Genomic DNA, 20727 nt, shown 5'->3' on the forward strand with positions numbered 1-20727 from the left:
GCGCCCGTCAAAGCTTTGCCGGGAGGGAACCATGGCAGACGGAAAAAAGCTGTCGTCGCTGGACGCATCGTTTCTCTATCTGGAAACGCCTGAAATGCCGATGCATGTCGGGAGCATGGCGATCTTCCGCCTGCCCGACGATTACAAGGGCGACTTCTTCGAAGACTTCAAGGCGATGATCGTCTCGCGCCTGCACATCGCGCCGATCCTGAAGGCGCGGCTGGAGAAGGCGCCGCTCGACATCGATCATCCCTCCTGGGTCGAGGATGACCAGTTCGACATCGACCGTCACATCTTTCGCGCCAGTCTGCCGCAACCGCGCGACCGCGCCACGCTCGAACGTATCGTCGGCTGGATGCACGCCAAGCTCCTGAACCGCGCCCGCCCGCTCTGGGAGTTCTACGTCTTCGAGGGCATGAAGGACAATGAGGTCGGGCTCTATTCCAAGATGCATCATGCCGCGATCGATGGCGGCGCGGGCGCTGCGCTGACCAACATGATCTACGATATCTCGCCAATTCCGCGGAAGGTCGATCCGCCGACGGCTGGAAGCAAGCCCGGACAGGAGCCGCGCGACATCGCCGCCAACCTGCTCGATTCCTATCAGCAGCTCTTCTCTCAGCCGCTCGACACTTCGCAGGCCGCGAAGAACCTGCAATTGCCGCGCACCGGCAAGAGCGACATCGGCTCGATCCTGTTCGACAACGCGATGTACCAGATCGAGAGCGCGGTGCGCTTCGCCGGCAACATCCCGACCGTGCTGAAGAGCGTCTCCGACGTGCTCGGCAAGGTCGCCGATCCCAAGTCGCGCGAGAGCCTCGCCAGCATGGTGTCGCCGCCGACCATGCTCAACAAGACGATCTCGTCGGAGCGAAGCTTTGCCGGCGTGTCGATCCCGCTGTCGCGGGCCAAGGCCCTGGCCAAGCGGGCCGGCGGCAAGCTCAACGACGTGGTGCTGGCGCTGGCCTCCGGCGTGGTCCGGCGCTACCTCCTGCAATATGGCACCCTGCCGGCGAAATCATTGACCGCGGCCGTGCCGATCTCGCTGCGCGAGGAAGGCAACACCGAGGCCAACAACCAGGTGTTCGGAATGATCTGCGCGATCGCGACCAACATCGAGGATCCCAAGGCGCGGCTGGAGGCGATCGTCGCGCAATCGACCAGGTCCAAGGAGATGTCGCATCCCTTGCGCGCCCTGATGCCGCAGGTCTCCAACATCTCCATGCTGGGCGCGCCGATCATGGTACAGATCCTGGCGCTGCTCTACAGCCGCTCCAACCTGTCGGACGTGCTGCCGCCGGCCGCCAACATCACGGTGTCCAACGTGCCGGGACCGCGGCAGACGCTCTATGCCGCCGGCGCCGAGCTGCTGCACATCTTCCCGGTGTCGATCTCGACGCACGGGCAGGCGCTCAACATCACCGTGCAGAGCTATCGCGACCAGCTCGATTTCGGCTTCATCGTCGGCGCCAACATCATTCCGCACGTGCAGGTGATGTGCGACATGTTGCCGGAGGAGTTCGCCGCGCTGGAGGCGGCCTACGCGCCACCGGCGGCGGACATCAAAGGTGCCGCTGAATAGGAATGCTGCAATGATTGAAATGCCGCCGCTCAAGTTCGCGTCGACGAACGGAATCCGCATGGGCTATTACGAGGCGGGCCCGGTCGACGACAAGCCGCCGATCGCGCTGTGCCACGGCTGGCCCGAGCTCGCCTTCTCCTGGCGCCACCAGATCAAGGCGCTGAGCGAGGCCGGCATCCGGGTGATCGCGCCCGACCAGCGCGGCTATGGCGCGACCGAGCGGCCCGAACCGGTCGAAGCCTATGACATGGAGCATTTGACCGGCGATCTCGTCGGTCTGCTCGATCACCTGAATATCGACAAGGCGATCTTCGTCGGCCATGACTGGGGCGGCTTCGTCGTCTGGCAGATGCCGCTGCGTCACCCTTCGCGCGTCGCCGGCGTCGTCGGCGTCAACACGCCGCATTGGGACCGCGCACCGATCGACCCGATCGCGCTGTTCCGTCAGCGCTTCGGCGACCAGATGTACATCGTCCAATTCCAGGACCCCGCACGCGAGCCGGACAGGATCTTCGGCAGCCGCGTCGAGCAGACCTTCGACGCCTTCATGCGCAAGCCGCTGCCGCGGCCGGCGGCCAAACTGGAGGAGCCGCCGATCGCGGGCGTCGGCGCCTCGTCGAAGACCAATCTGGCGTTTCCGCAGATGATCGCGGCCTATGATGCCAAGGTCGATCCGCGCACGCCGATCCTGTCGGCGGAGGAGAAGAAAGTGTTCGTCGACACGTTCACGAAAACCGGCTTCACGGGCGGCATCAACTGGTATCGCAATTTTACGCGCAATTGGGAGCGCGCGGAGGGATTGGATCATCACATTCATGTCCCGTCGTTGATGATCATGGCCGAGAACGACGCCGTGCTGCCGCCATCGGCGGCCGACGGGATGGAAAGGCTGATCTCCGACCTCGAAAAGTATCTGGTGAAGGACAGCGGCCATTGGACACAGCAGGAGAAGCCGGAAGAGGTCAGCGCCAAGCTGATCGAATGGCGTAGAAGGCGGTTTGGGTGAGGATCCGGTCGTCCGCGTAAGTCAGACGTCATTCCGGGACGGGCCGAAGGACCGGACTATGGTGCGCAATTGCGCACCTGAGAATCTCGAGATTCCGGGCTCGATGCTGCGCATCGCCCCGGAATGACGGCAAGAGGGGGGAAGCGCTTCAAATGTCATCCAAGAACCGTCTGGACCCGATTCCGCATCCGCCGACCCAGCCGGTGGTCGGCAACATGCTGTCGCTGGATTCGTCCGCCCCCGTGCAGCACCTGACGCGACTCGCCAAGGAGCTGGGTCCGATCTTCTGGCTCGACATGATGGGCTCGCCGATCGTCGTCGTCTCCGGCCACGATCTCGTCGACGAGCTCTCCGACGAGAAGCGGTTCGACAAGACGGTGCGCGGTGCGCTGCGGCGCGTGCGCGCAGTCGGCGGCGACGGCCTGTTCACGGCTGACACCAACGAGCCGAACTGGAGCAAGGCGCACAACATCCTGCTCCAGCCCTTCGGCAATCGCGCCATGCAGTCCTACCACGGAAGCATGGTCGACATCGCCGAGCAGCTCGTCCAGAAATGGGGGCGGCTCAACGCCGACGACGAGATCGACGTCGTCCACGACATGACCGCGCTGACGCTTGATACGATCGGCCTGTGCGGCTTCGACTATCGTTTCAATTCGTTCTACCGGCGCGACTACCATCCCTTCGTCGAATCGCTGGTGCGCTCGCTCGAAACCATCATGATGACGCGCGGCCTGCCGTTCGAGCAGCTCTGGATGCAGAAGCGCCGCAGGACGCTCGCCCAAGACGTCGCCTTCATGAACAAGATGGTCGACGAGATCATCGCCGAGCGTCGCAAGATCGCGGAGGGCATCGACGACAAGAAGGACATGCTCGCCGCGATGATGACCGGTGTCGACCGCGCGACCGGCGAGCAGCTCGACGACGTCAATATCCGCTACCAGATCAACACGTTCCTGATCGCAGGCCACGAGACCACCAGCGGCCTGTTGTCCTACACGCTTTATGCGCTGCTCAAGCACCCCGACATTCTCAAGAAGGCCTATGACGAGGTCGATCGCGTCTTCGGCCCCGATGTTAACGCGAAGCCAACCTATCAGCAGGTGACGCAGCTCACCTACATCACGCAGATCCTGAAGGAGGCGCTGCGGCTGTGGCCGCCGGCGCCGGCCTACGGCATCTCGCCGCTCAAGGACGAGACCATCGGCGGCGGCAGGTACAACCTCAGAAAGGGCACTTTCACCACTATCCTGGTGACCGCGCTGCATCGCGATCCCTCTGTCTGGGGACCGAACCCGGACGTGTTCGATCCCGAGAATTTCAGCCGCGAGGCGGAAGCGAAACGGCCGATCAATGCCTGGAAGCCGTTCGGCAACGGCCAGCGCGCCTGCATCGGCCGTGGCTTCGCCATGCACGAGGCTGCGCTCGCACTCGGCATGATCCTGCAGCGCTTCAAGCTGATCGACCATCAGCGCTACCAGATGCACCTGAAGGAAACGCTGACGATCAAGCCGGAAGGCTTCAAGATCAAGGTGCGTCCGCGTGCCGATCGCGAGCGCGGCGCCTATGGCGGCCCTGTCGCCGCCACGGTTTCGATTCCGAAGGCGCCGCGTCAGCCGACCGCGCGCCCGGGCCACAACACGCCGATGCTGGTGCTTTACGGCTCCAATCTCGGTACGGCCGAAGAGCTGGCGACGCGCATGGCGGACCTCGCCGAGATCAACGGCTTTGCCGTGCATCTCGGGCCGCTCGACGACTATGTCGGCAAGCTGCCGCAGGAGGGCGGTGTGCTGATCATCTGCGCCTCCTATAACGGCGCACCGCCCGACAATGCGACGCAGTTCGTCAAATGGCTCGGCGGCAACCTGCCGAAGGACGTCTTTGCCGGCGTACGATATGCGGTGTTCGGCTGCGGCAACAGCGACTGGGCCGCGACCTATCAATCGGTGCCGCGCTTCATAGACGAGCAATTGTCGAAACACGGTGCGCGCGCGGTCTATCCGCGCGGCGAGGGCGATGCGCGCAGCGATCTCGACGGCCAGTTCCAGAAATGGTTCCCGGCGGCAGCCCAAGTCGCGACCAAGGAGTTTGGCATCGACTGGAATTTCACCCGCACCGCCGAGGACGATCCGCTCTACGCGATCGAGCCGGTGGCGGTGACCGCCGTCAACACCATCGTCGCCCAGGGCGGCGCGGTGGCGATGAAGGTGCTGGCCAACGACGAGCTGCAGAACAAGAGTGGACCGCATCCGTCGGAGCGCTCGACGCGCCACATCGAGGTGCAGTTGCCGTCCGAGATGACCTACCGCGTCGGCGATCATTTGAGCGTGGTTCCGCGCAACGACCCGACGCTGGTGGATTCGGTGGCCCGCCGCTTCGGTTTCCTGCCCGCCGACCAGATCAGATTGCAGGTCGCCGAAGGCCGTCGTGCGCAATTGCCGGTCGGCGAGGCCGTGTCGGTCGGCCGTCTGCTCAGCGAGTTCGTCGAACTCCAGCAGGTCGCGACACGCAAGCAGATCCAGATCATGGCGGAGCACACCCGGTGCCCTGTGACCAAGCCGAAGCTGCTGGGCCTCGTCGGCGAGGAGCCTGAAACGCTGGAGCGCTATCACGGCGATATATTGGCCAGGCGCAAATCGGTGTTCGATCTGCTGCTCGAATATCCCGCCTGCGAATTGCCGTTCCACGTCTATCTGGAGATGCTCTCGCTGCTGGCCCCGCGCTATTACTCGATCTCGTCATCGCCATCGGTCGATCCGGCGCGTTGCAGCATCACCGTCGGCGTGGTCGAAGGTCCGGCAGCCTCCGGCCGGGGCACTTACAAGGGCATCTGCTCAAACTATCTCGCCAACCGGCGTGTGGGTGACGTGATCTACGCCACCGTGCGTGAGACCAAGGCCGGTTTCCGGCTTCCCGATGATCCCTCCGTGCCGATCATCATGATCGGACCGGGCACGGGGCTTGCGCCGTTCCGTGGCTTCCTCCAGGAGCGCGCTGCGCGCAGGGCCAGTGGCGACGCGCTCGGCCCGGCCATGCTGTTCTTCGGCTGCCGTCATCCCGATCAGGATTTTCTTTACGCGGAGGAACTGAAGGCACTGGCGGCCGGCGGCATCGCCGAGCTCTTCACGGCATTCTCGCGCGCGGATGGACCGAAGACCTATGTGCAGCATGTGCTCGCCGCCCAGAAGGACAAGGTCTGGCCGCTGATAGAGCAAGGCGCGATCATCTATGTCTGTGGCGACGGCGGCAGGATGGAGCCCGATGTGAAGGCGGCGCTGGTTGCGATCCAGCGCGAGAAGGCCGGCAGCGACAGCACCACGGCTGCGCGCTGGATCGAGGAGATGGGCGCGAAGAACCGGTATGTGCTGGATGTCTGGGCGGGTGGGTGACGGCCCGCCCGATCGTGCTAAACGTCTGGCATGATTCCCTGGGAAAAGATCGACACCGCCAAAATCCCCGGCTCCGACGAAGAGCTCCGCCTGATGCGGCGGGGCAAGGAGTTTTCGATCAAGCTCGGCACCAACGAGCTGATGAACAATCGCCTGTCGGGCTCCGAGGCCGCGCTCGCGACGCTCGCGGCAAAGCAGATCGAGCAGGTCGCCAAGCCCGTCGTCCTGATCGGCGGATTGGGCATGGGGTTTACGCTGCGTGCAGCGCTCGCCGTGCTTGGAGCCAAGGCGAAGGTTGTGGTCTCCGAGCTCGTGCCCGCGGTGGTGACTTGGGCGAGAGGTCCGATGGCCGAGGTCTTCGGCGACAGCCTCGATGATGCCAGGGTGAACATCCGGGAGATCGACGTCGGCGAAATCATCCGCGCAAAGCGGTCGGCCTTCGACGCCATTCTCCTCGACGTCGATAACGGGCCGGAGGGACTGACCCGCAAGGGCAACGATGCTCTCTATAGTGCGAGTGGACTCTCGGCGGCGAAGACGGCGCTGCGGCCGGGCGGTGTGCTCGCGGTGTGGTCGTCGGGCCCCAACCCGGCCTTCACCAAGCGGCTCGGCAAGGCCGGCTTCGACGTCAACGAAATCAACGTCCGTGCCACCGGCAGAGGCGGCGGCGCGCGCCACGTGATCTGGATCGCGCGGAAGGCCTAAGCCGCCTGCGCCGCTGCCCCGTGCGCATGCTTGTCGATGGCGTCGATGATCTCGGGCCAGAACCGCATCGGCAGGGCATGACCCATGCCTTCGATCATCAGCAGCTTCGCATTCGGGATTGACGCCGCCGTGTCCTTGCCACCTTCGGGATGGACCAGCGGATCGACCGTGCCGTGGATTACCAGCGTCGGCGTCTTCACGCTATGCAGGCGTTCCTTGCGGCTGCCGGAGGCAAGCACGGCGCGGAGCTGGCGGCCGACGCCGGCCGGATTGAGCCCGCGCGCGAAGACGCGCTCGGCGCGGCCAGGATCGAGCGCTTCCTCTTCCGGGAAATGCCCGGCGCGCAAAATCTTCCAGGTCTGGCCGAAGCGGACGATGAACTCCTCCTTGCTGCGTGGCGGCGGCGCCATCAGCATCGCGGCGGCCTCGCGGGTTGGCGGCGGTATGCGCGGATTGCCCGTGGTCGACATGATCGATGTCAACGAACGCACGCGGTGCGGAAACGACAGCGCCACCTCCTGCGCGATCATGCCGCCCATGGAGGCGCCGACCAGATGCCCCGACTTGATGCCGAGTGCATCCATCAAGCCGACTGTGTCCTTGGCCATGTCGATCAGCTTGTAGGTGGCGGCCACGGGAATCCTAAGGAAACGCAGCTTCAGCAGCTCGAGCGGGGTCAGGCGCTTGCCGCCGGTGAGATGGCTCGACTTACCGATGTCCCTGTTGTCGAAGCGGATCACGCGGAAGCCGCGCGCGGCGAGCTGCTCGCAGAACGCATCGTCCCAATGGATCATCTGCGCCCCGAGCCCCATGATCAGCAGCAGCGGCTCGGCATTGTCGTTGCCGAATATCTCGTAGCAGATGTCGATGCCATTGGCGCGGACGTTGTGGGGCGGCTGATGGGCGGTCACGGGCGCGGTCCCTCCTGCTGGTCGCTGCTGTATCGCACGGTTTCGTTCCGCGAAGAAGCCGCGAGCGCGACACCGCGCCTGCGGCTTGCCGGTTGACCGGCATCTCGCAACGGTGTGGTATGGCGAGAAAAGAAGGGTGCAAAGCTCCACATGGGAGGACGCTGATGACCGACAAGATCACCGATCCGGTCGCCTTGTGGCAGAAGATGGTTGGCGAGATGGAGAAGGGTTTCAACTCTTTCGCGACCAAGGCGATGGAGACGCCCGAGTTCTCGCAAGCCGTGAACCGCGCCGGCGGCGTTGCTGCAGGTGCTCAGAAGCAATTTGGCGATCTCATGGAGAAATACCTGCTCTCCATGAACCTGCCGAGCCGCGAGCAGATGACCGGTATCGCGGAGCGGCTTCAGTCAATTGAAGGGCAACTCGGCGAGATCAAGTCGATGCTGAGCCAGATGTCGGTCAGTTCGGGTGCGCAGCAGGGCGGCGCTGCTCCGCGGCCGCCGCGGACGAAACGTCCGCCGTCCGAAGGCGGAGACCAAAAATGAACGCGCCGACGGGACTCGATTTCGCGTCCATCCCGGAGCGCATCCAGTCCGAGGTGCAGCGCGCGATCCAGCGCAGCATCAAGGGCGTCGAGTATTTCTCGACCTCGGGCCCTTCGCTCGGCTCGACACCGAAGGACGTGCTGCATTCGCGCGGAACCATGAGCCTCTATCACTATCGGCCGATGTCGGACGAGATCTATCGCGTGCCGGTGCTGATCGTGATGGCGACGACCAACCGCGGCTATATCCTCGACCTCGTGCCCGGCCAGAGCTTCATCGAGTTCCTGCTGAGGCGCGGCTACGACGTCTACATGCTGGACTGGAGCGCCCCGCGGCCGGAGGAGAAGAACCTGCGCATGGAGGACTATGTCCTCGACTTCATTCCGGACTGCGTCCGCCGCGTGCAGGCCGATTCCGGCGAGCCGGACGTCTCGATCATCGGCTATTGCTTCGGCGGCGTGCTGTCGCTGCTCTACGGCGCGATCCACCAGGACGGGCCGATGAAGAACCTGATCTGCTTCACCACGCCGATCGACTTCCGCGAGATGAAGCTGTTCTCGAATTTCTCCGACCGCCGCTATTTCGACGTCGATCGTCTCGTCGATAGCGTGGGAAACGTGCCGCCGGAGATGATCCTGTCCTCGTTCGAGATGCTGCGCCCGGCCTCGCGCACGGCGAGCCAGATCCAGCTTTGGGAGAACATCTGGAACGACGAGTTCGTCAAGTCCTACCGCATGTTCGACCGCTGGGCGACCGACACGTTGCCGCTGGCGGGCGAGTATTTCCGCGCCATCACCAAGGACCTGATGTGGGACAACAAGCTGTTCAACGACACCATGTCGGTTGGCGGCCGGGCGGCGAAACTGGAAGACATCACGGTGCCGATCCTCCATGCGGTCGCCGAGCACGACCACATCGTGCCGTATGAGGCCGCCAAGCATCTGATCGCCAAGGTCGGCTCGGCGGACAAGGAGGAGGTGATCCTGAAGGGTGGTCACGTCTCTCTCGTCGCGGGCGCCAACGCGATGAAGCGACTATGGCCGAAACTGGATTCCTGGCTGGGGAAGAGATCGACATGAGTGAGCAGCGTTCCTACCCGCGTCAGGTCGAGACCGAGGCCGGCGACATCGAGATCCGCTTGATGTCGCCTGCGGACGAGGCCGCCGTGCTGGCCTTCGGCAAGGGCCTGCCGACCCACGATCTGCTGTTCCTCCCCCGCAACATCAGCGAGCCGAAGGTCCTGTCGGCATGGGTCAAGGAGATCGAGCGCGGCGCGATCCAGAGCCTGCTCGCGGTGAGAGAGGGCAGGGTGGTCGGTTGCGGCACGCTGGTGCGCGATCCGCATTCCTGGTCGCCGCATGTCGGCGAGATCCGGATGGTGGTCTCGCCCGATGTCCGCGGCAAGGGAGTGGGCAAGGCGCTCTCGCAGGAGACCTTTGCGCTCGCGCTCGGCGCCGGCCTGGAGAAGCTCTCGGTCCAGATGACCGTCGATCAGCAGGCGGCGATCGCCCTGTTCGAAAGCCTCGGGTTCAAGGCCGAGGCGCTGCTGCGCGACCATGTCCGGGATGTCGACGGCAAGACCCACGACATCGTCGTGCTCGGTCACAACATCGCGCAGGTCCAGGCCCAGATGGAGGCGTATGGGGTGCCGGGCGCTGTCCAGCATTAGGAGCGCCCCGCTCAGCATTCGGCTCAAATCGGGCCGATCGTCGGACCTGTTGGCTTAAGAGGCATCATGATGCCTCTTGCTGAGGCTTATCACACTTTTGTGATGGTGCGTTGCAATATGAATGTTGCGCCGCACAATTAACTATGCCATAGAAATGATGCCCCGGGCCAATGAGGACGGGGTGAGCCCATAGCTCAGATCAATGAGGATGGAGAGAACCCCCATGACCACTGAAACCAACACCGCTTTCGAGGGCTTCAAGGACGCTTTCAAGAACATCCAGAATCTGGAAGTTCCCGAGGCCGCCCGCGAATTCGTCAAGAAGACTGCCAACACTGCCAAGGACCGTGCCGCGGAGGCCTTCGCCGGCTCCGAGCGGGTGACCGCCGCTGTCGAGAACGCAGTGGCCGAATCCGTCGCCGAGGCCGGCAAGATCAGCCGCAATATCCAGCACGCGATCTACGAGGACGCCGAGGCGTTCTTCTCGGGCATCGACAAGCTGGCGTCGGCAAAATCGATCAGCGAAGCCGTCGAGATCCAGTCGAGCCTGCTCCGCTCCCGCGGCGAAGTGTTCGTCTCGCGTGCCAAGGCGACCGCCGACTATCTCGGCAACCTCGCCGCCAACGGTGCGAAGTCCGCTCAGGACAATTTCGCCAAGGTCTACAACAAGACCGCCTGATCCGGCACCTGAGCACAATCTGAATTTGAGGCCCGCTTCGGCGGGCCTTTTGTTTGTCGGCTTCGTCGCCTGAACCGTCATTCCGGGGCGATGCGAAGCATCAGGTGCGCAATTGCGCACCATAGTTCGGTCCTGCGGACCGCCCCGGAATGACGTACTCTCAAACCGTCATGACTCCACCCGCCACCTTCTCCTTCGACGCTCCCGGTGATGCCGAACGCGCGGCGGAACTGCGCCGCGTGAAAGCCCTGGCGACGCTGGTGCTGGCCTCGACGCTTCTGCTCTTCATCGTCGCGAAATGGCTCCTCCCGGTGCATCCCGTGTTCGGCTTCGTTGCAGCCTTCGCGGAAGCGGCGACCATCGGTGGTCTCGCCGATTGGTATGCGGTGGTCGCGCTGTTCAAGCGGCCGCTCGGCCTGCCGATCCCGCACACGGCGATCATCCAGAGCAATCAGGCCCGTATCGCCGACAAGCTCGGCGAATTCATCCAGGTGCATTTCCTCGAGGCCGGCCCCGTCGAGGCCAAGCTGAAGGAGATCGATTTCGGCTCCTTCGTTGCGGACTGGCTGCGGGACCGCAAGCGCAGCGATGATCTGGCGCGGTTCGCGCTGCGCCTGCTCCCGGAGGCCGTTTCCGCCACCGAAAGCTCCGGCCTGATGAGCTTCGTCATCCGCCGCATGTCATCTCAGCTCCAGGCGATCGATCTGGCGCCGCTCGCGGCCGGCACGCTGCGCGGCTTCGTTGCGGAGGGACGGCACCAGATCCTGTTCGACGATCTCCTGCGTGTGATGCACGACACGCTGAACCAGAAGGAAACGATGGCGATGATCCGCGAGAAAGTGCGCGCGGAGTTGCCGACCCTGCTCAAGCTCTATCGCGCCGACAAGTTTCTGGTGAACAAGATCGTGGCCTCAGCCACCGCTTTCTTCAACGAGGTGCGCAGCGATCCCAAGCATCCGTTCCGCGGCGAGTTCGATCGCATGGTGCTGAGCTTCGTCGATCGGCTCGGCACCGATCAGGCCTATGTCGACCGCATCGACGGCTTGAAGCGCGATCTGCTCGCGCGTCCCGAGCTTGCCGAACTCGCCCGCACCGTCTGGGCCAACACGCGCTCCTTCATCGAGCGCAGCGCGAGCGGCGAGACGCAGGTGCTGCAGCATCATCTCGCCGGCATGTTCGTCGCGGCCGGCGATGCGCTCGCCGGCGATGCTGAACTACGCGGCGAGATCAACAAGGGCCTAGTGAGGGTGCTGCGCAGCTTCGTTGCCGACCAGAAGAGTGGCGTCTCCACCTTCATCTCCGACCAGGTCAAGGCGTGGAATATGACGCAGCTGATCTCGCTGATCGAAATCAACATCGGGCGCGACCTGCAATACATCCGCTTCAACGGTTCGCTGATCGGCGGGCTCGCCGGGCTCGTGCTCTATTCCGTAGAATTCCTGCTTCGATTGCTGTGATATTTGCGTCACGGCCGTTAGCATTAGCGCGCGGGCCTATTGTCGCCCCGCGTATCTCCGGCTTGAATGTCGGGAACCGGCCGCCCAGCTGATTCATGTTGCGCTGCGGAACGTTCGCGGCGCCGGTGCATTGGAATTCATGCGAATTTGCCGGCTTCGCCGCCGGCGTCCTTTCCAGGAAGTCTTCCCAGGGGAAACATCGATGACCGCTACCACCCAGAGGCTGCGTCCGCCGTCCCGTACCCTGATGTTTCTGGAGGGGCGCGCGCTTCACGAGTTCGGTGCATTTCTCGGGGCGCTGCCGCTCCTCAGCCTTGCGCCACGCGGTGATGGGCATCCGGTGCTGGTGCTGCCGGGCCTCGTGGCTTCCGATGCGTCGACGCGCGCGCTGCGCACGTTTTTGACGAGCAAGGGCTATGCGGTGAGCGGCTGGCGTCAGGGTCGCAATTACGGCCTGCGTGAGGGCGTGCAGAACGCCATGCTCGATCTGGTCCAGGAGCTCAGCGACAAGCACGGCCGCAAGATCAGCCTAGTCGGGTGGAGCCTCGGTGGCCTCTATGCCCGCCAGCTCGCCAAGATGATGCCGGAGCGCGTACGCCAGGTGATCACGCTCGGCAGTCCCTTCGCCGGCGATCCGCGCTCGACCAACGCCTGGCGCGTCTACGAATGGGCCAGCGGACGAAAGTCCGACGAGGTCGATCCGCAGTTCGGCGGCGAGCTCGCCGCGCCGCCGCCGGTGCCGACCACCGCCATCTTCAGCCGCACCGACGGTGTCTGCGCCTGGCAGGGCTGCATGGAGAAAACGGGCGCGCAGACCGAGAGTATCGAGGTCGAGAGCAGCCATTGCGGCATGGGCCATCATCCCGCCGTCGTCTATGCCGTGGCCGACCGGCTCGCGCAGAAGGAGGGCCAGTGGTGCCCATTCGATCGCAGCGGCTGGCGCAGCCTGGCGTATCCCGATCCGCATAGGTAGCTCGTTCTCCACTTCGTCCCGCACGAGAATGGAAGAGGCGAGTCGCTTCCGTCCATTGTCGCAGCCACGCCAAACGCGCTATGGCTCGTGCATGGCGCATCCGCTCTCCCGCATCATCGACCAGCTCAAGCGCGAGCCGTCGCGCACCGGCTCCATCGTCATCACCGTGTTCGGCGACGCCATCGTGCCGCGCGGCGGCTCGGTGTGGCTGGGGACGCTGCTGGAATTCTTCGAGAGCCTCGATATCGACAGCGGTGTCGTCCGCACCGCGATGTCGCGGCTTGCTGCCGACGGCTGGCTGACGCGCGAAAAGGTCGGGCGCAACAGTTTTTATCGCCTGGCCGACAAGGGTCGGCAGATTTTTGAAGCTGCCACGCGCCACATCTACGATCCGCCGCCATCGGACTGGACCGGCCGTTTCGAGCTGCTGCTGATCGGCAATGGCGAGGATCGCGACGCCTCGCGCGAGGCGCTGCGCAATGCCGGCTTCGGCAGCCCGCTGCCGGGCGTCTGGGTCGCGCCGTCGGGCGTGCCGGTGCCGGACGAGGCTGCGGGCGCGATCCGTCTCGAAGTCTCGGCGGAGGACGACAGCGGGCGTCGTCTGCTCAGCGCGAGCTGGCCGCTGGAGCGCACCGCGGATGCCTATCTGAAATTCATGAAGACGTTCGAGCCGCTGCGCGCCGCGATTGCGCGCGGCACGGACCTGTCCGAGGCCGACGCCTTCACCGCGCGAATCCTCTTGATCCACTATTATCGGCGCGTCGTGCTGCGCGATCCGCTGCTGCCCGAAGGTCTGCTGCCTGTGGATTGGCCGGGCAGGGCCGCCCGCGCGCTCTGCGGCGAGATCTATCGTGCGCTGCTTGCCCCGTCGGAAGAATGGCTTGACGGCCATGCAACCAATGAAAAAGGGCCGTTGCCGGCGGCTCGAAAACTCCTGGAACGGCGGTTCGGCGCCTGACTTATATGTTACAGAAATATCTTGCATGAACTAATTTCTGTTATATGATCTCTCCCAATAAATCGGGAGGATGCGCATGTACACCCAGGCGCTGAACACGGCCGAGACCGGCGATCGCGGTCTCGAAGACGCGGCGAAGGCCGCGCAGTTCCAGGCCCGCATCGATGCAGAGGAACGCATCGAGCCGAACGACTGGATGCCGGCGGCCTACCGCAAGACGCTTACCCGCCAGATCTCCCAGCACGCGCATTCCGAGATCGTCGGCATGCTGCCCGAAGGCAACTGGATCACCCGTGCGCCGACGTTGCGCCGCAAGGCCGCGCTGCTCGCCAAGGTGCAGGACGAGTGCGGCCACGGGCTCTATCTTTACGCCGCAGCCGAGACGCTCGGCTCCTCGCGCGAGGAGCTGGTCGACGCGATGCTCGCCGGCAAGGCAAAATATTCCTCGATCTTCAACTACCCGACGCTGACCTGGGCCGACATCGGCACGATCGGGTGGCTGGTCGACGGCGCCGCGATCATGAACCAGATTCCGCTGTGCCGCTGCTCCTATGGCCCGTATGCGCGCGCGATGATCCGAGTCTGCAAGGAGGAGTCGTTCCATCAGCGCCAGGGCTACGAAATCATGCTGACGCTGTGCCGTGGCTCGGACGAGCAGAAGGCGATGGCGCAGGACGCGCTGAACCGCTGGTGGTGGCCGGTGCTGATGATGTTCGGCCCGCCGGACGCGACGAGCCAGCACAGCGACACCTCGACGAAGTGGAAGATCAAGCGCTTCTCCAATGACGAACTGCGCCAGAAATTCGTCGATGCCACCGTGCCGCAGGCGCAATATCTCGGCCTCACCATTCCCGATCCCGGCATGACGCAGGATGCGGACGGACACTGGCGCTACAGCGAGATCGACTGGACCGAATTCAAGCAGGTGCTCGCCGGCAATGGCCCCTGTAACCGCGACCGCATGGCCGCGCGCCGCAAGGCACACGAGGAGGGCGCCTGGGTGCGCGAGGCGGCAGCCGCCTATGCCGCCAAGCGCGCGCGGCGTCAGACCGCGCAGGCTGCCGAATAGGGAGATCAAGATGGCCACGCCGAACACCCCGCTGTGGGAGGTCTTCATTCGCAGCCGTAACGGGCTCGCGCACAAGCATGTCGGCTCTCTGCATGCCAGCGACGCAACCATGGCGCTGCAGGCCGCCCGCGACATCTACACTCGCCGCGGCGAGGGCCTGTCGATCTGGGTCGTGCCGTCGAGCGCGATCACCGCGAGCGATCCCGCCGAGAAGGGCATGATGTTCGAGCCGGCGGAATCGAAGATCTACCGGCACCCGACGTTCTACGAAGTGCCGGAAGAAGTGGGGCACATGTAGCGCTCTCTCCCCTCATGGTGAGGAACGCGAAGCGCGTATCGAGCCATGAAGGCTCCTGAACCTGCGGCCATCCTTCGAGACGGCGCTACGCGCCTCCTCAGGATGAGGTCGGAACAAGTGGATAGAATATGCCTGTTGCCAACATCCAGGTCTCCGAGACGCCGCTGGTGCTCTACGCGCTGCGCCGCGCCGACGATGCGCTGATCCTCGGCCATCGGCTGTCGGAATGGTGCGGGCACGCGCCGATGTTGGAAGAGGACATGGCGCTCTCCAACATCGCGCTCGACCTGATCGGCCAGGCGCGGGAGCTCTACACCTTTGCCGCCAAGGTAGAAGGCGGGGATAACGACGAGGACAAGCTCGCTTACTTGCGCGACGTGCGGCAGTACCGCAACCTGCTGCTGGTCGAGCAGCCGAACGGCGACTTTGCTCAGACCTTGGTGCGGCAATTCTTCTATTCCGCCTTCGCCGATCTCTATTGGCGCGCGATGATGAATTCGCGCGATGCGACGCTGGCGGCGATTGCTGCGAAGTCGGAAAAGGAGAGCGCCTACCATCTGCGCCATGCCTCGGAATGGATCATCCGGCTCGGCGACGGCACCGAGCAGAGCCACCGACGCGCGCAGGCTGCGATCGACCATCTCTGGGCCTTCACCGGCGAGATGTTTGCCGTCGATGACGGCGAACGCGCGCTGATTCATACCGGCAGTGCCGTCGATCCCGGAAGCTTGCGCGAGCGCTGGCTGACGACGATCACCGATGTCACGCGCGAAGCAACGCTCGCGCTGCCGCTGAACGAGTGGATGCAGCAAGGCGGCCGCACGGGCCGGCACAGCGAGCATCTCGGCCACCTCCTGTCGGAGCTGCAGTCGATGCAGCGGACTTTTCCGGGGCTGACATGGTGACGGTGATCGATGACCGCGCTTCGCTGCGCCAGCGTGCCTGGGACGCCGCCGCAAGCGTGGTCGATCCGGAAATTCCGGTGCTGAGCATTGCCGATCTCGGCGTGCTGCGCGACGTCGTTCTTGACGGCGATCATGTCGAGGTCGCGATCACACCAACCTACTCGGGCTGTCCGGCCATGAACATGATCGCGCTCGAAATCGAGGTCGCGTTGGAGCGCGCCGGTTTCCATCATCCCAAGGTACGAACCGTGCTATCCCCGGCCTGGACCACGGACTGGATGAGCGAGGAGGGGCGCAAGAAGCTGCGCGCCTACGGCATCGCGCCGCCGCAGGACTCGAGCTCGCGACGCGCGCTATTCGGCGACCAGGCGGTCGCATGCCCGCAATGCGGCTCGGACCAGACCGAGCTGCTGTCCGAATTCGGCTCGACCTCCTGCAAGGCGCTCTGGCGCTGCAAGGCCTGCCGCGAACCCTTCGACTACTTCAAGTGTCATTGACCATGTCCGCAGCCGCACCGCGCTTCCATCGCCTGGCCGTCAATGACCTCCGCCGCGAGGCGTCCGACGCGGTCTCGATGACCTTCGCCATTCCCGGCGAACTCGCCGGCGATTACGCCTTCACGCCCGGCCAGTATCTCACGCTCCGCACCAAGCTGGATGGCGAAGAGGTGCGCCGCTCCTATTCGATCTGCTCCGGCCCCGATGACGGCGAGATCCGCATCGCCGTGAAGAAGGTCGATGGTGGTGCGTTCTCGAGCTGGGCGGCGGACGAGTTGAAATGCGGCGATGAGCTCGACGTGATGACGCCGACCGGTCGTTTCGGCGTGGTGCCGCCGGCAGATCGCGCGCGCATCCATGTCGGCTTTGCCGCAGGCTCCGGCATCACGCCGATCCTGTCGATCGTGAAGGGTGTGCTTGCCCGCGAGCCGGATAGCCGCTTCTTCCTGTTCTACGGCAACCGTACCACCGACAACATCATGTTCCTCGAAGCGCTCGAGGAGCTGAAGGATCGCTTCATCGATCGCCTCTCGCTCTTCCACGTCATCTCCGGCGAGGAGCAGGACATCCCGATCCTGCATGGCCGGCTCGACGGCGACAAGGTGAGGGTGCTGCTGAGCTCGCTGGTGCCGGCGGGGAGCGTCGATCACGTCTTCATCTGCGGCCCTCTTGGCATGAGCGAGCAGATCGAGGCGACCTGCCGCGATCTCGGCATCGCGGACGAGCGCATCCACGTCGAGCGCTTCGTCTCCGAATTCGGCGGCAGGCCGCGGCCCAAGAAAGCTGTTGCGCCGGATGCGCCGCCGAAGGCGATTGCGTCGCTGATCATCGACGGCAAGCGGCGCGAGGTGCCCGTCGCCGAGGACGAAGCGATCCTCGATGCCGCACTGCGCGCCGGGGTCGATCTGCCCTTCGCCTGCAAGGGCGGCATGTGCTCGACCTGCCGCGCAAAACTGGTCGAGGGCGAAGCGCCGATGGACATCAACTATTCGCTGGAACCGTGGGAGCTGAAGGCCGGCTTCGTCCTGACCTGCCAGGCAAAACCATCGTCCGAGCGTGTCGTCGTCGATTATGACCATGTCTGATCGGGCAGATCAGATCCCATGAATGCAAATGCGTCGCATTATTTGACAGCTTGAGCCAACCAGCAGAACATCATGTGCAAGCATCTGGCCCGGAGAAGCGCGTGAACGTCAAAGCCGCCCTGTCGCCCGAGGATATTGCCCGCGCCTGCGCTGATGCGATGTGGGCGGAGGATGATGCGTCCAAGGGGCTCGGGATGGAGATCGTGGAGATCGGCCCCGGCTTCGCAACGCTTGCGATGACGGTGCGGCCGGACATGGTCAACGGCCAGCGCATCGCCCATGGCGGATTCATCTTCACCCTCGCCGACTCCGCCTTCGCGTTCGCCTGCAATTCGCACAATGAGCGCGTGGTGGCGGCGCAGGGCCAGATCACCTTCATCAAGCCGGGCAAGCTTGGCGATCGTCTCATCGCCAAGGCGCGGGAGATCACTCGCGGCGGCCGTTCCGGCATCTACGACGTGCGCGTGACCGCGGGCGACACTGTCATCGCGGAATTCCGCGGACATTCTCGCGTCATTCCCGGCACGTGGCTGCCGGCGCCAGATCAATAAGACCAAAGAAAAGAACAAACCAATGTGGGGAAACGAGGATGGCTCTGACGAGGCTCAAGGAAGGTGCCGGTACCTATAGCGCCGAGATGGACGCACATGAGCGCGCCTCGCGCGACGAGATCATGGCGCTGCAGAAGCAGCGGCTGGCCTGGTCGCTGAAGCACGCCTACGACAATGTCGCGCATTATCGCAAGGCGTTCGACAACGCCGGCGTGCATCCGTCCGACTTTCGTGAGCTGTCCGATCTCGCGAAATTTCCGTTCACGGCGAAGACGGACCTGCGCGACAACTATCCCTTCAACATGTTCGCCGTGCCGCGCGAGAAGCTGGTGCGCGTGCATGCCTCTTCCGGCACCACGGGCAAGCCCATCGTCGTCGGCTATACCCAGCGCGATATCGACACCTGGTCGGAGGTGATGGCGCGCTCGATCCGCGCCGCCGGCGGGCGCACTGGGATGATCATCCACAACGCCTACGGCTATGGGCTCTTCACTGGCGGGCTAGGAGTGCACTACGGCGCCGAAAAGCTCGGCTGCACGGTGGTGCCGATCTCTGGCGGCATGACCGAGCGGCAGGTGCAGCTCATCAACGACTTCCGGCCTGACATCATCACGGTGACGCCGAGTTACATGCTGGCGATCCTCGACGAGTTCAAGCGCCAGAAGCTCGACCCGCGCCAGTGCTCGCTCAAGATCGGCATCTTCGGCGCCGAGCCCTGGACCAACGCCATGCGCGGCGAGATCGAGGACGCCTTCGACATGGACGCGACCGACATCTACGGTCTTTCCGAGGTGATCGGCCCCGGCGTCGCGCAGGAATGTATCGAGACCAAGGACGGGCTGCACATCTGGGAGGACCATTTCTACCCCGAGGTGATTGACCCCGAGACCGGCGCGGTGCTTCCGGATGGGGAGAAGGGCGAACTGGTGTTCACCTCGCTCACCAAGGAAGCCTTTCCGGTGGTCCGCTATCGCACCCGCGATTTGACGCGACTGCTGCCGGGCACGGCGCGGCCCGGCATGCGGCGGATGGAGAAGGTGACCGGCCGCTCCGACGACATGATCATCCTGCGCGGCGTCAACCTGTTTCCGACCCAGATCGAGGAGGTGTTGCTCGCGACCGACTGGTGCGGCGGGCACTTCATCCTGGAACTTACTCGCGAAGGCCGCATGGACGAACTGACGATCATCGCGGAAGCGCGGCCCGAGAGCTGGGACGGCCGTGGTCTGCTCGACCATGCGGACCGGATCTCGACCCACATCAAGAACACGATCGGGATCAGCTCCAGGGTGCAGGTGGTCGCGCCCGCCACGCTGGAACGTTCGCTCGGCAAGGCCAAGAGGCTCTACGACAAGCGGCCCAAGGATTGACTTGACCGCGCCCAGGGGCGACAAGGCCCGCGAGAAATCGCGGGTCTTTCCATGTCGACAGCCGAAGCCAAAACCGTCGAAGCACGCTGTGTGCGCCTTGCCTTAAAGGCTGAAAGCGCCGCCGCGCTTGCGCCAGTCGTGGAGCGCCTGACACTCACGCGCGGTCCGAACGATGTTCTGATCGAGGTGAAAGCCGCAGCCGTCAATCCATCCGACGTCAAGGCCGCGACCGGGCTGATGCCCTATGCCGTGTTCCCCCGAACCCCTGGCCGCGACTACGCCGGCGTGGTGATCGACGGGCCGGCCGAGACAGTCGGCCACGAGGTGTTCGGCTCGTCCGGCGATCTCGGCATCCGCCGCGACGGCACCCATGCGAGCCATCTCGTCGTCGAGGCCGATGCTGTCGTGGAGAAGCCCAAAACCGTGTCCTGGGAGGAGGCCGCCGGCATCGGCGTGCCCTTCGTTACCGCGATGGAAGGCTTTCGCCGCGCCGGCGTTCCGAGGAGCGGCGAGACCGTGCTGGTGATGGGCGTCAATGGCAAGGTCGGCCAGGCCGCAGTGCAGATCGCGACCTGGCAGGGCGCGCGCGTCATCGGCGTGGTGCGCAAGGCGGAAGCCTACGAGGGGCATAGCAGCGCGCCGGTCGAGGTGATCGACGCCTCTGCCATTGACGTTGCTACACGCGTGCGCGAATTGACCGGCGGGAAGGGCGCCGACATCGTCTTCAACACGGTCGGCGACCCCTACTTCCAGGCCGCGCACAAATCGCTTGCGCTTCGCGGCCGCCAGATCCTGATCGCCGCGATCGACCGCATCGTGCAGTTCAACATCCTCGAATTCTACCGCGGCCAGCACACCTATGTCGGCATCGACACGCTGGGCCTGCCGTCGGCCGCCACGGGCGCGGTACTGCGCGACCTTGGTCCGGGCTTTGCGAGCGGACATCTGAAGCCTTTCCCGATCAAGGCGAATGCGATCTATCCGCTCGAGCGCGCCAAGGAAGCCTATGTCGCCGTCGCCGGCTCCTCGCGCGACCGGGTCATCCTGAAGCCGTAGCAAATCGTCATTGCGAGCGCAG

General features: G+C 64.4%; 20 protein-coding genes. 19 read left to right on the top strand and 1 reads right to left on the bottom strand.

The features are described 5' to 3' along the window. Positions 1–31: 31 nt before the first annotated feature. From EDE08_RS02980 to EDE08_RS03000, 4 genes are all read left to right on the top strand, one after another. A complete protein-coding gene (locus tag EDE08_RS02980; protein ID WP_131866990.1) occupies positions 32–1582 on the top strand; it encodes a WS/DGAT/MGAT family O-acyltransferase in 1551 nt (516 codons plus the stop codon). Positions 1583–1592: 10 nt separating this feature from the next. Then, on the top strand, positions 1593–2588 hold the full coding sequence (locus tag EDE08_RS02985) for an alpha/beta fold hydrolase (protein ID WP_131866992.1): 996 nt from the start codon (positions 1593–1595) through the stop codon (positions 2586–2588). Between the two features lie 152 nt (positions 2589–2740). Beyond that, a complete protein-coding gene (locus tag EDE08_RS02995; RefSeq protein ID WP_131866994.1) occupies positions 2741–5977 on the top strand; it encodes a bifunctional cytochrome P450/NADPH--P450 reductase in 3237 nt (1078 codons plus the stop codon). Between the two features lie 30 nt (positions 5978–6007). Further along, a complete protein-coding gene (locus EDE08_RS03000; RefSeq protein WP_131866997.1) occupies positions 6008–6682 on the top strand; it encodes a spermidine synthase family protein in 675 nt (224 codons plus the stop codon). On the opposite strand, the gene EDE08_RS03005 is transcribed toward EDE08_RS03000, so the two are convergent. Next, positions 6679–7593, bottom strand: a complete 915-nt coding sequence (locus tag EDE08_RS03005) for an alpha/beta fold hydrolase (RefSeq protein WP_131866999.1) — start codon at positions 7591–7593, stop codon at positions 6679–6681. The two genes, EDE08_RS03000 and EDE08_RS03005, sit on opposite strands and share 4 nt — an antisense overlap. A gap of 164 nt (positions 7594–7757) precedes the next feature. Here EDE08_RS03005 and EDE08_RS03010 point away from each other — a divergent pair, with 164 nt between their 5' ends. The 15 genes from EDE08_RS03010 (at position 7758) to EDE08_RS03080 (ending at position 20705) form a co-directional block, all read left to right on the top strand. After that, positions 7758–8138, top strand: coding sequence for a hypothetical protein (locus EDE08_RS03010; protein ID WP_131867001.1), 381 nt, complete (start codon positions 7758–7760; stop codon positions 8136–8138). Then, positions 8135–9217, top strand: a complete 1083-nt coding sequence (locus EDE08_RS03015; protein WP_131867003.1) for a PHA/PHB synthase family protein — start codon at positions 8135–8137, stop codon at positions 9215–9217. Before EDE08_RS03010 ends, EDE08_RS03015 begins: the two co-directional genes overlap by 4 nt. Next, positions 9214–9807 carry a GNAT family N-acetyltransferase gene (locus tag EDE08_RS03020; protein ID WP_061878178.1) on the top strand — a complete coding sequence of 198 codons (594 nt, stop codon included), beginning with the start codon at positions 9214–9216 and terminating at the stop codon, positions 9805–9807. The genes EDE08_RS03015 and EDE08_RS03020 overlap by 4 nt, the downstream gene beginning before the upstream one ends. Positions 9808–10030: 223 nt before the next feature. Further along, complete coding sequence (locus EDE08_RS03025; RefSeq protein WP_131867007.1) at positions 10031–10486, top strand: phasin; 456 nt, start codon at positions 10031–10033, stop codon at positions 10484–10486. 170 nt (positions 10487–10656) lie between these two features. Then, positions 10657–11943, top strand: coding sequence for a DUF445 domain-containing protein (locus EDE08_RS03030; protein WP_131867456.1), 1287 nt, complete (start codon positions 10657–10659; stop codon positions 11941–11943). Positions 11944–12145: 202 nt separating this feature from the next. Beyond that, positions 12146–12916 (top strand): esterase/lipase family protein, encoded by a 771-nt coding sequence (locus EDE08_RS03035; RefSeq protein WP_131867009.1) that lies wholly within the window; start codon positions 12146–12148, stop codon positions 12914–12916. A 91-nt stretch (positions 12917–13007) separates the two neighbouring features. Then, a complete protein-coding gene (gene paaX / locus EDE08_RS03040) occupies positions 13008–13874 on the top strand; it encodes a phenylacetic acid degradation operon negative regulatory protein PaaX (RefSeq protein ID WP_131867011.1) in 867 nt (288 codons plus the stop codon). 76 nt (positions 13875–13950) lie between these two features. Continuing rightward, a complete protein-coding gene (gene paaA / locus EDE08_RS03045; RefSeq protein WP_165935675.1) occupies positions 13951–14943 on the top strand; it encodes a 1,2-phenylacetyl-CoA epoxidase subunit PaaA in 993 nt (330 codons plus the stop codon). Between the two features lie 10 nt (positions 14944–14953). Next, positions 14954–15241 (top strand): 1,2-phenylacetyl-CoA epoxidase subunit PaaB, encoded by a 288-nt coding sequence (gene paaB / locus EDE08_RS03050; RefSeq protein WP_015687593.1) that lies wholly within the window; start codon positions 14954–14956, stop codon positions 15239–15241. A 128-nt stretch (positions 15242–15369) separates the two neighbouring features. Continuing rightward, the gene (gene paaC / locus EDE08_RS03055) at positions 15370–16146 is read left to right on the top strand and encodes a 1,2-phenylacetyl-CoA epoxidase subunit PaaC (protein ID WP_131867016.1); all 777 of its coding nucleotides are present in this window, start codon (positions 15370–15372) and stop codon (positions 16144–16146) included. Continuing rightward, entirely contained in the window at positions 16140–16643 is a 504-nt protein-coding gene (gene paaD / locus EDE08_RS03060; RefSeq protein WP_131867018.1) for a 1,2-phenylacetyl-CoA epoxidase subunit PaaD, read from the top strand. The genes paaC and paaD overlap by 7 nt, the downstream gene beginning before the upstream one ends. A 2-nt stretch (positions 16644–16645) precedes the next feature. Then, complete coding sequence (paaE, locus tag EDE08_RS03065) at positions 16646–17728, top strand: 1,2-phenylacetyl-CoA epoxidase subunit PaaE (RefSeq protein ID WP_131867020.1); 1083 nt, start codon at positions 16646–16648, stop codon at positions 17726–17728. Between the two features lie 101 nt (positions 17729–17829). Continuing rightward, positions 17830–18279: a hydroxyphenylacetyl-CoA thioesterase PaaI gene (paaI, locus tag EDE08_RS03070; protein WP_061878170.1), complete on the top strand. Its 450-nt coding sequence runs from the start codon at positions 17830–17832 to the stop codon at positions 18277–18279. 38 nt (positions 18280–18317) lie between these two features. After that, the gene (gene paaK / locus EDE08_RS03075; RefSeq protein WP_165935674.1) at positions 18318–19649 is read left to right on the top strand and encodes a phenylacetate--CoA ligase PaaK; all 1332 of its coding nucleotides are present in this window, start codon (positions 18318–18320) and stop codon (positions 19647–19649) included. Positions 19650–19700: 51 nt separating this feature from the next. Beyond that, positions 19701–20705, top strand: coding sequence for a quinone oxidoreductase family protein (locus tag EDE08_RS03080; RefSeq protein ID WP_131867026.1), 1005 nt, complete (start codon positions 19701–19703; stop codon positions 20703–20705). The last annotated feature ends 22 nt before the right edge of the window (positions 20706–20727 follow it).

The organism is Bradyrhizobium sp. R2.2-H (assembly GCF_004346455.1).
GTDB classification, from domain to species: Bacteria; Pseudomonadota; Alphaproteobacteria; order Rhizobiales; family Xanthobacteraceae; genus Bradyrhizobium; species Bradyrhizobium diversitatis.

Coding starts and splice junctions, on each gene's coding strand:
- EDE08_RS02980 (WP_131866990.1), top strand. CDS start 32: ATGGCAGACGGAAAAAAGCTGTCGTCGCTGGACGCATCGTTTCTCTAT.
- EDE08_RS02985 (WP_131866992.1), top strand. CDS start 1,593: ATGATTGAAATGCCGCCGCTCAAGTTCGCGTCGACGAACGGAATCCGC.
- EDE08_RS02995 (WP_131866994.1), top strand. CDS start 2,741: ATGTCATCCAAGAACCGTCTGGACCCGATTCCGCATCCGCCGACCCAG.
- EDE08_RS03000 (WP_131866997.1), top strand. CDS start 6,008: ATGATTCCCTGGGAAAAGATCGACACCGCCAAAATCCCCGGCTCCGAC.
- EDE08_RS03010 (WP_131867001.1), top strand. CDS start 7,758: ATGACCGACAAGATCACCGATCCGGTCGCCTTGTGGCAGAAGATGGTT.
- EDE08_RS03015 (WP_131867003.1), top strand. CDS start 8,135: ATGAACGCGCCGACGGGACTCGATTTCGCGTCCATCCCGGAGCGCATC.
- EDE08_RS03020 (WP_061878178.1), top strand. CDS start 9,214: ATGAGTGAGCAGCGTTCCTACCCGCGTCAGGTCGAGACCGAGGCCGGC.
- EDE08_RS03025 (WP_131867007.1), top strand. CDS start 10,031: ATGACCACTGAAACCAACACCGCTTTCGAGGGCTTCAAGGACGCTTTC.
- EDE08_RS03030 (WP_131867456.1), top strand. CDS start 10,657: ATGACTCCACCCGCCACCTTCTCCTTCGACGCTCCCGGTGATGCCGAA.
- EDE08_RS03035 (WP_131867009.1), top strand. CDS start 12,146: ATGACCGCTACCACCCAGAGGCTGCGTCCGCCGTCCCGTACCCTGATG.
- paaX (WP_131867011.1), top strand. CDS start 13,008: ATGGCGCATCCGCTCTCCCGCATCATCGACCAGCTCAAGCGCGAGCCG.
- paaA (WP_165935675.1), top strand. CDS start 13,951: ATGTACACCCAGGCGCTGAACACGGCCGAGACCGGCGATCGCGGTCTC.
- paaB (WP_015687593.1), top strand. CDS start 14,954: ATGGCCACGCCGAACACCCCGCTGTGGGAGGTCTTCATTCGCAGCCGT.
- paaC (WP_131867016.1), top strand. CDS start 15,370: ATGCCTGTTGCCAACATCCAGGTCTCCGAGACGCCGCTGGTGCTCTAC.
- paaD (WP_131867018.1), top strand. CDS start 16,140: ATGGTGACGGTGATCGATGACCGCGCTTCGCTGCGCCAGCGTGCCTGG.
- paaE (WP_131867020.1), top strand. CDS start 16,646: ATGTCCGCAGCCGCACCGCGCTTCCATCGCCTGGCCGTCAATGACCTC.
- paaK (WP_165935674.1), top strand. CDS start 18,318: ATGGCTCTGACGAGGCTCAAGGAAGGTGCCGGTACCTATAGCGCCGAG.
- EDE08_RS03080 (WP_131867026.1), top strand. CDS start 19,701: ATGTCGACAGCCGAAGCCAAAACCGTCGAAGCACGCTGTGTGCGCCTT.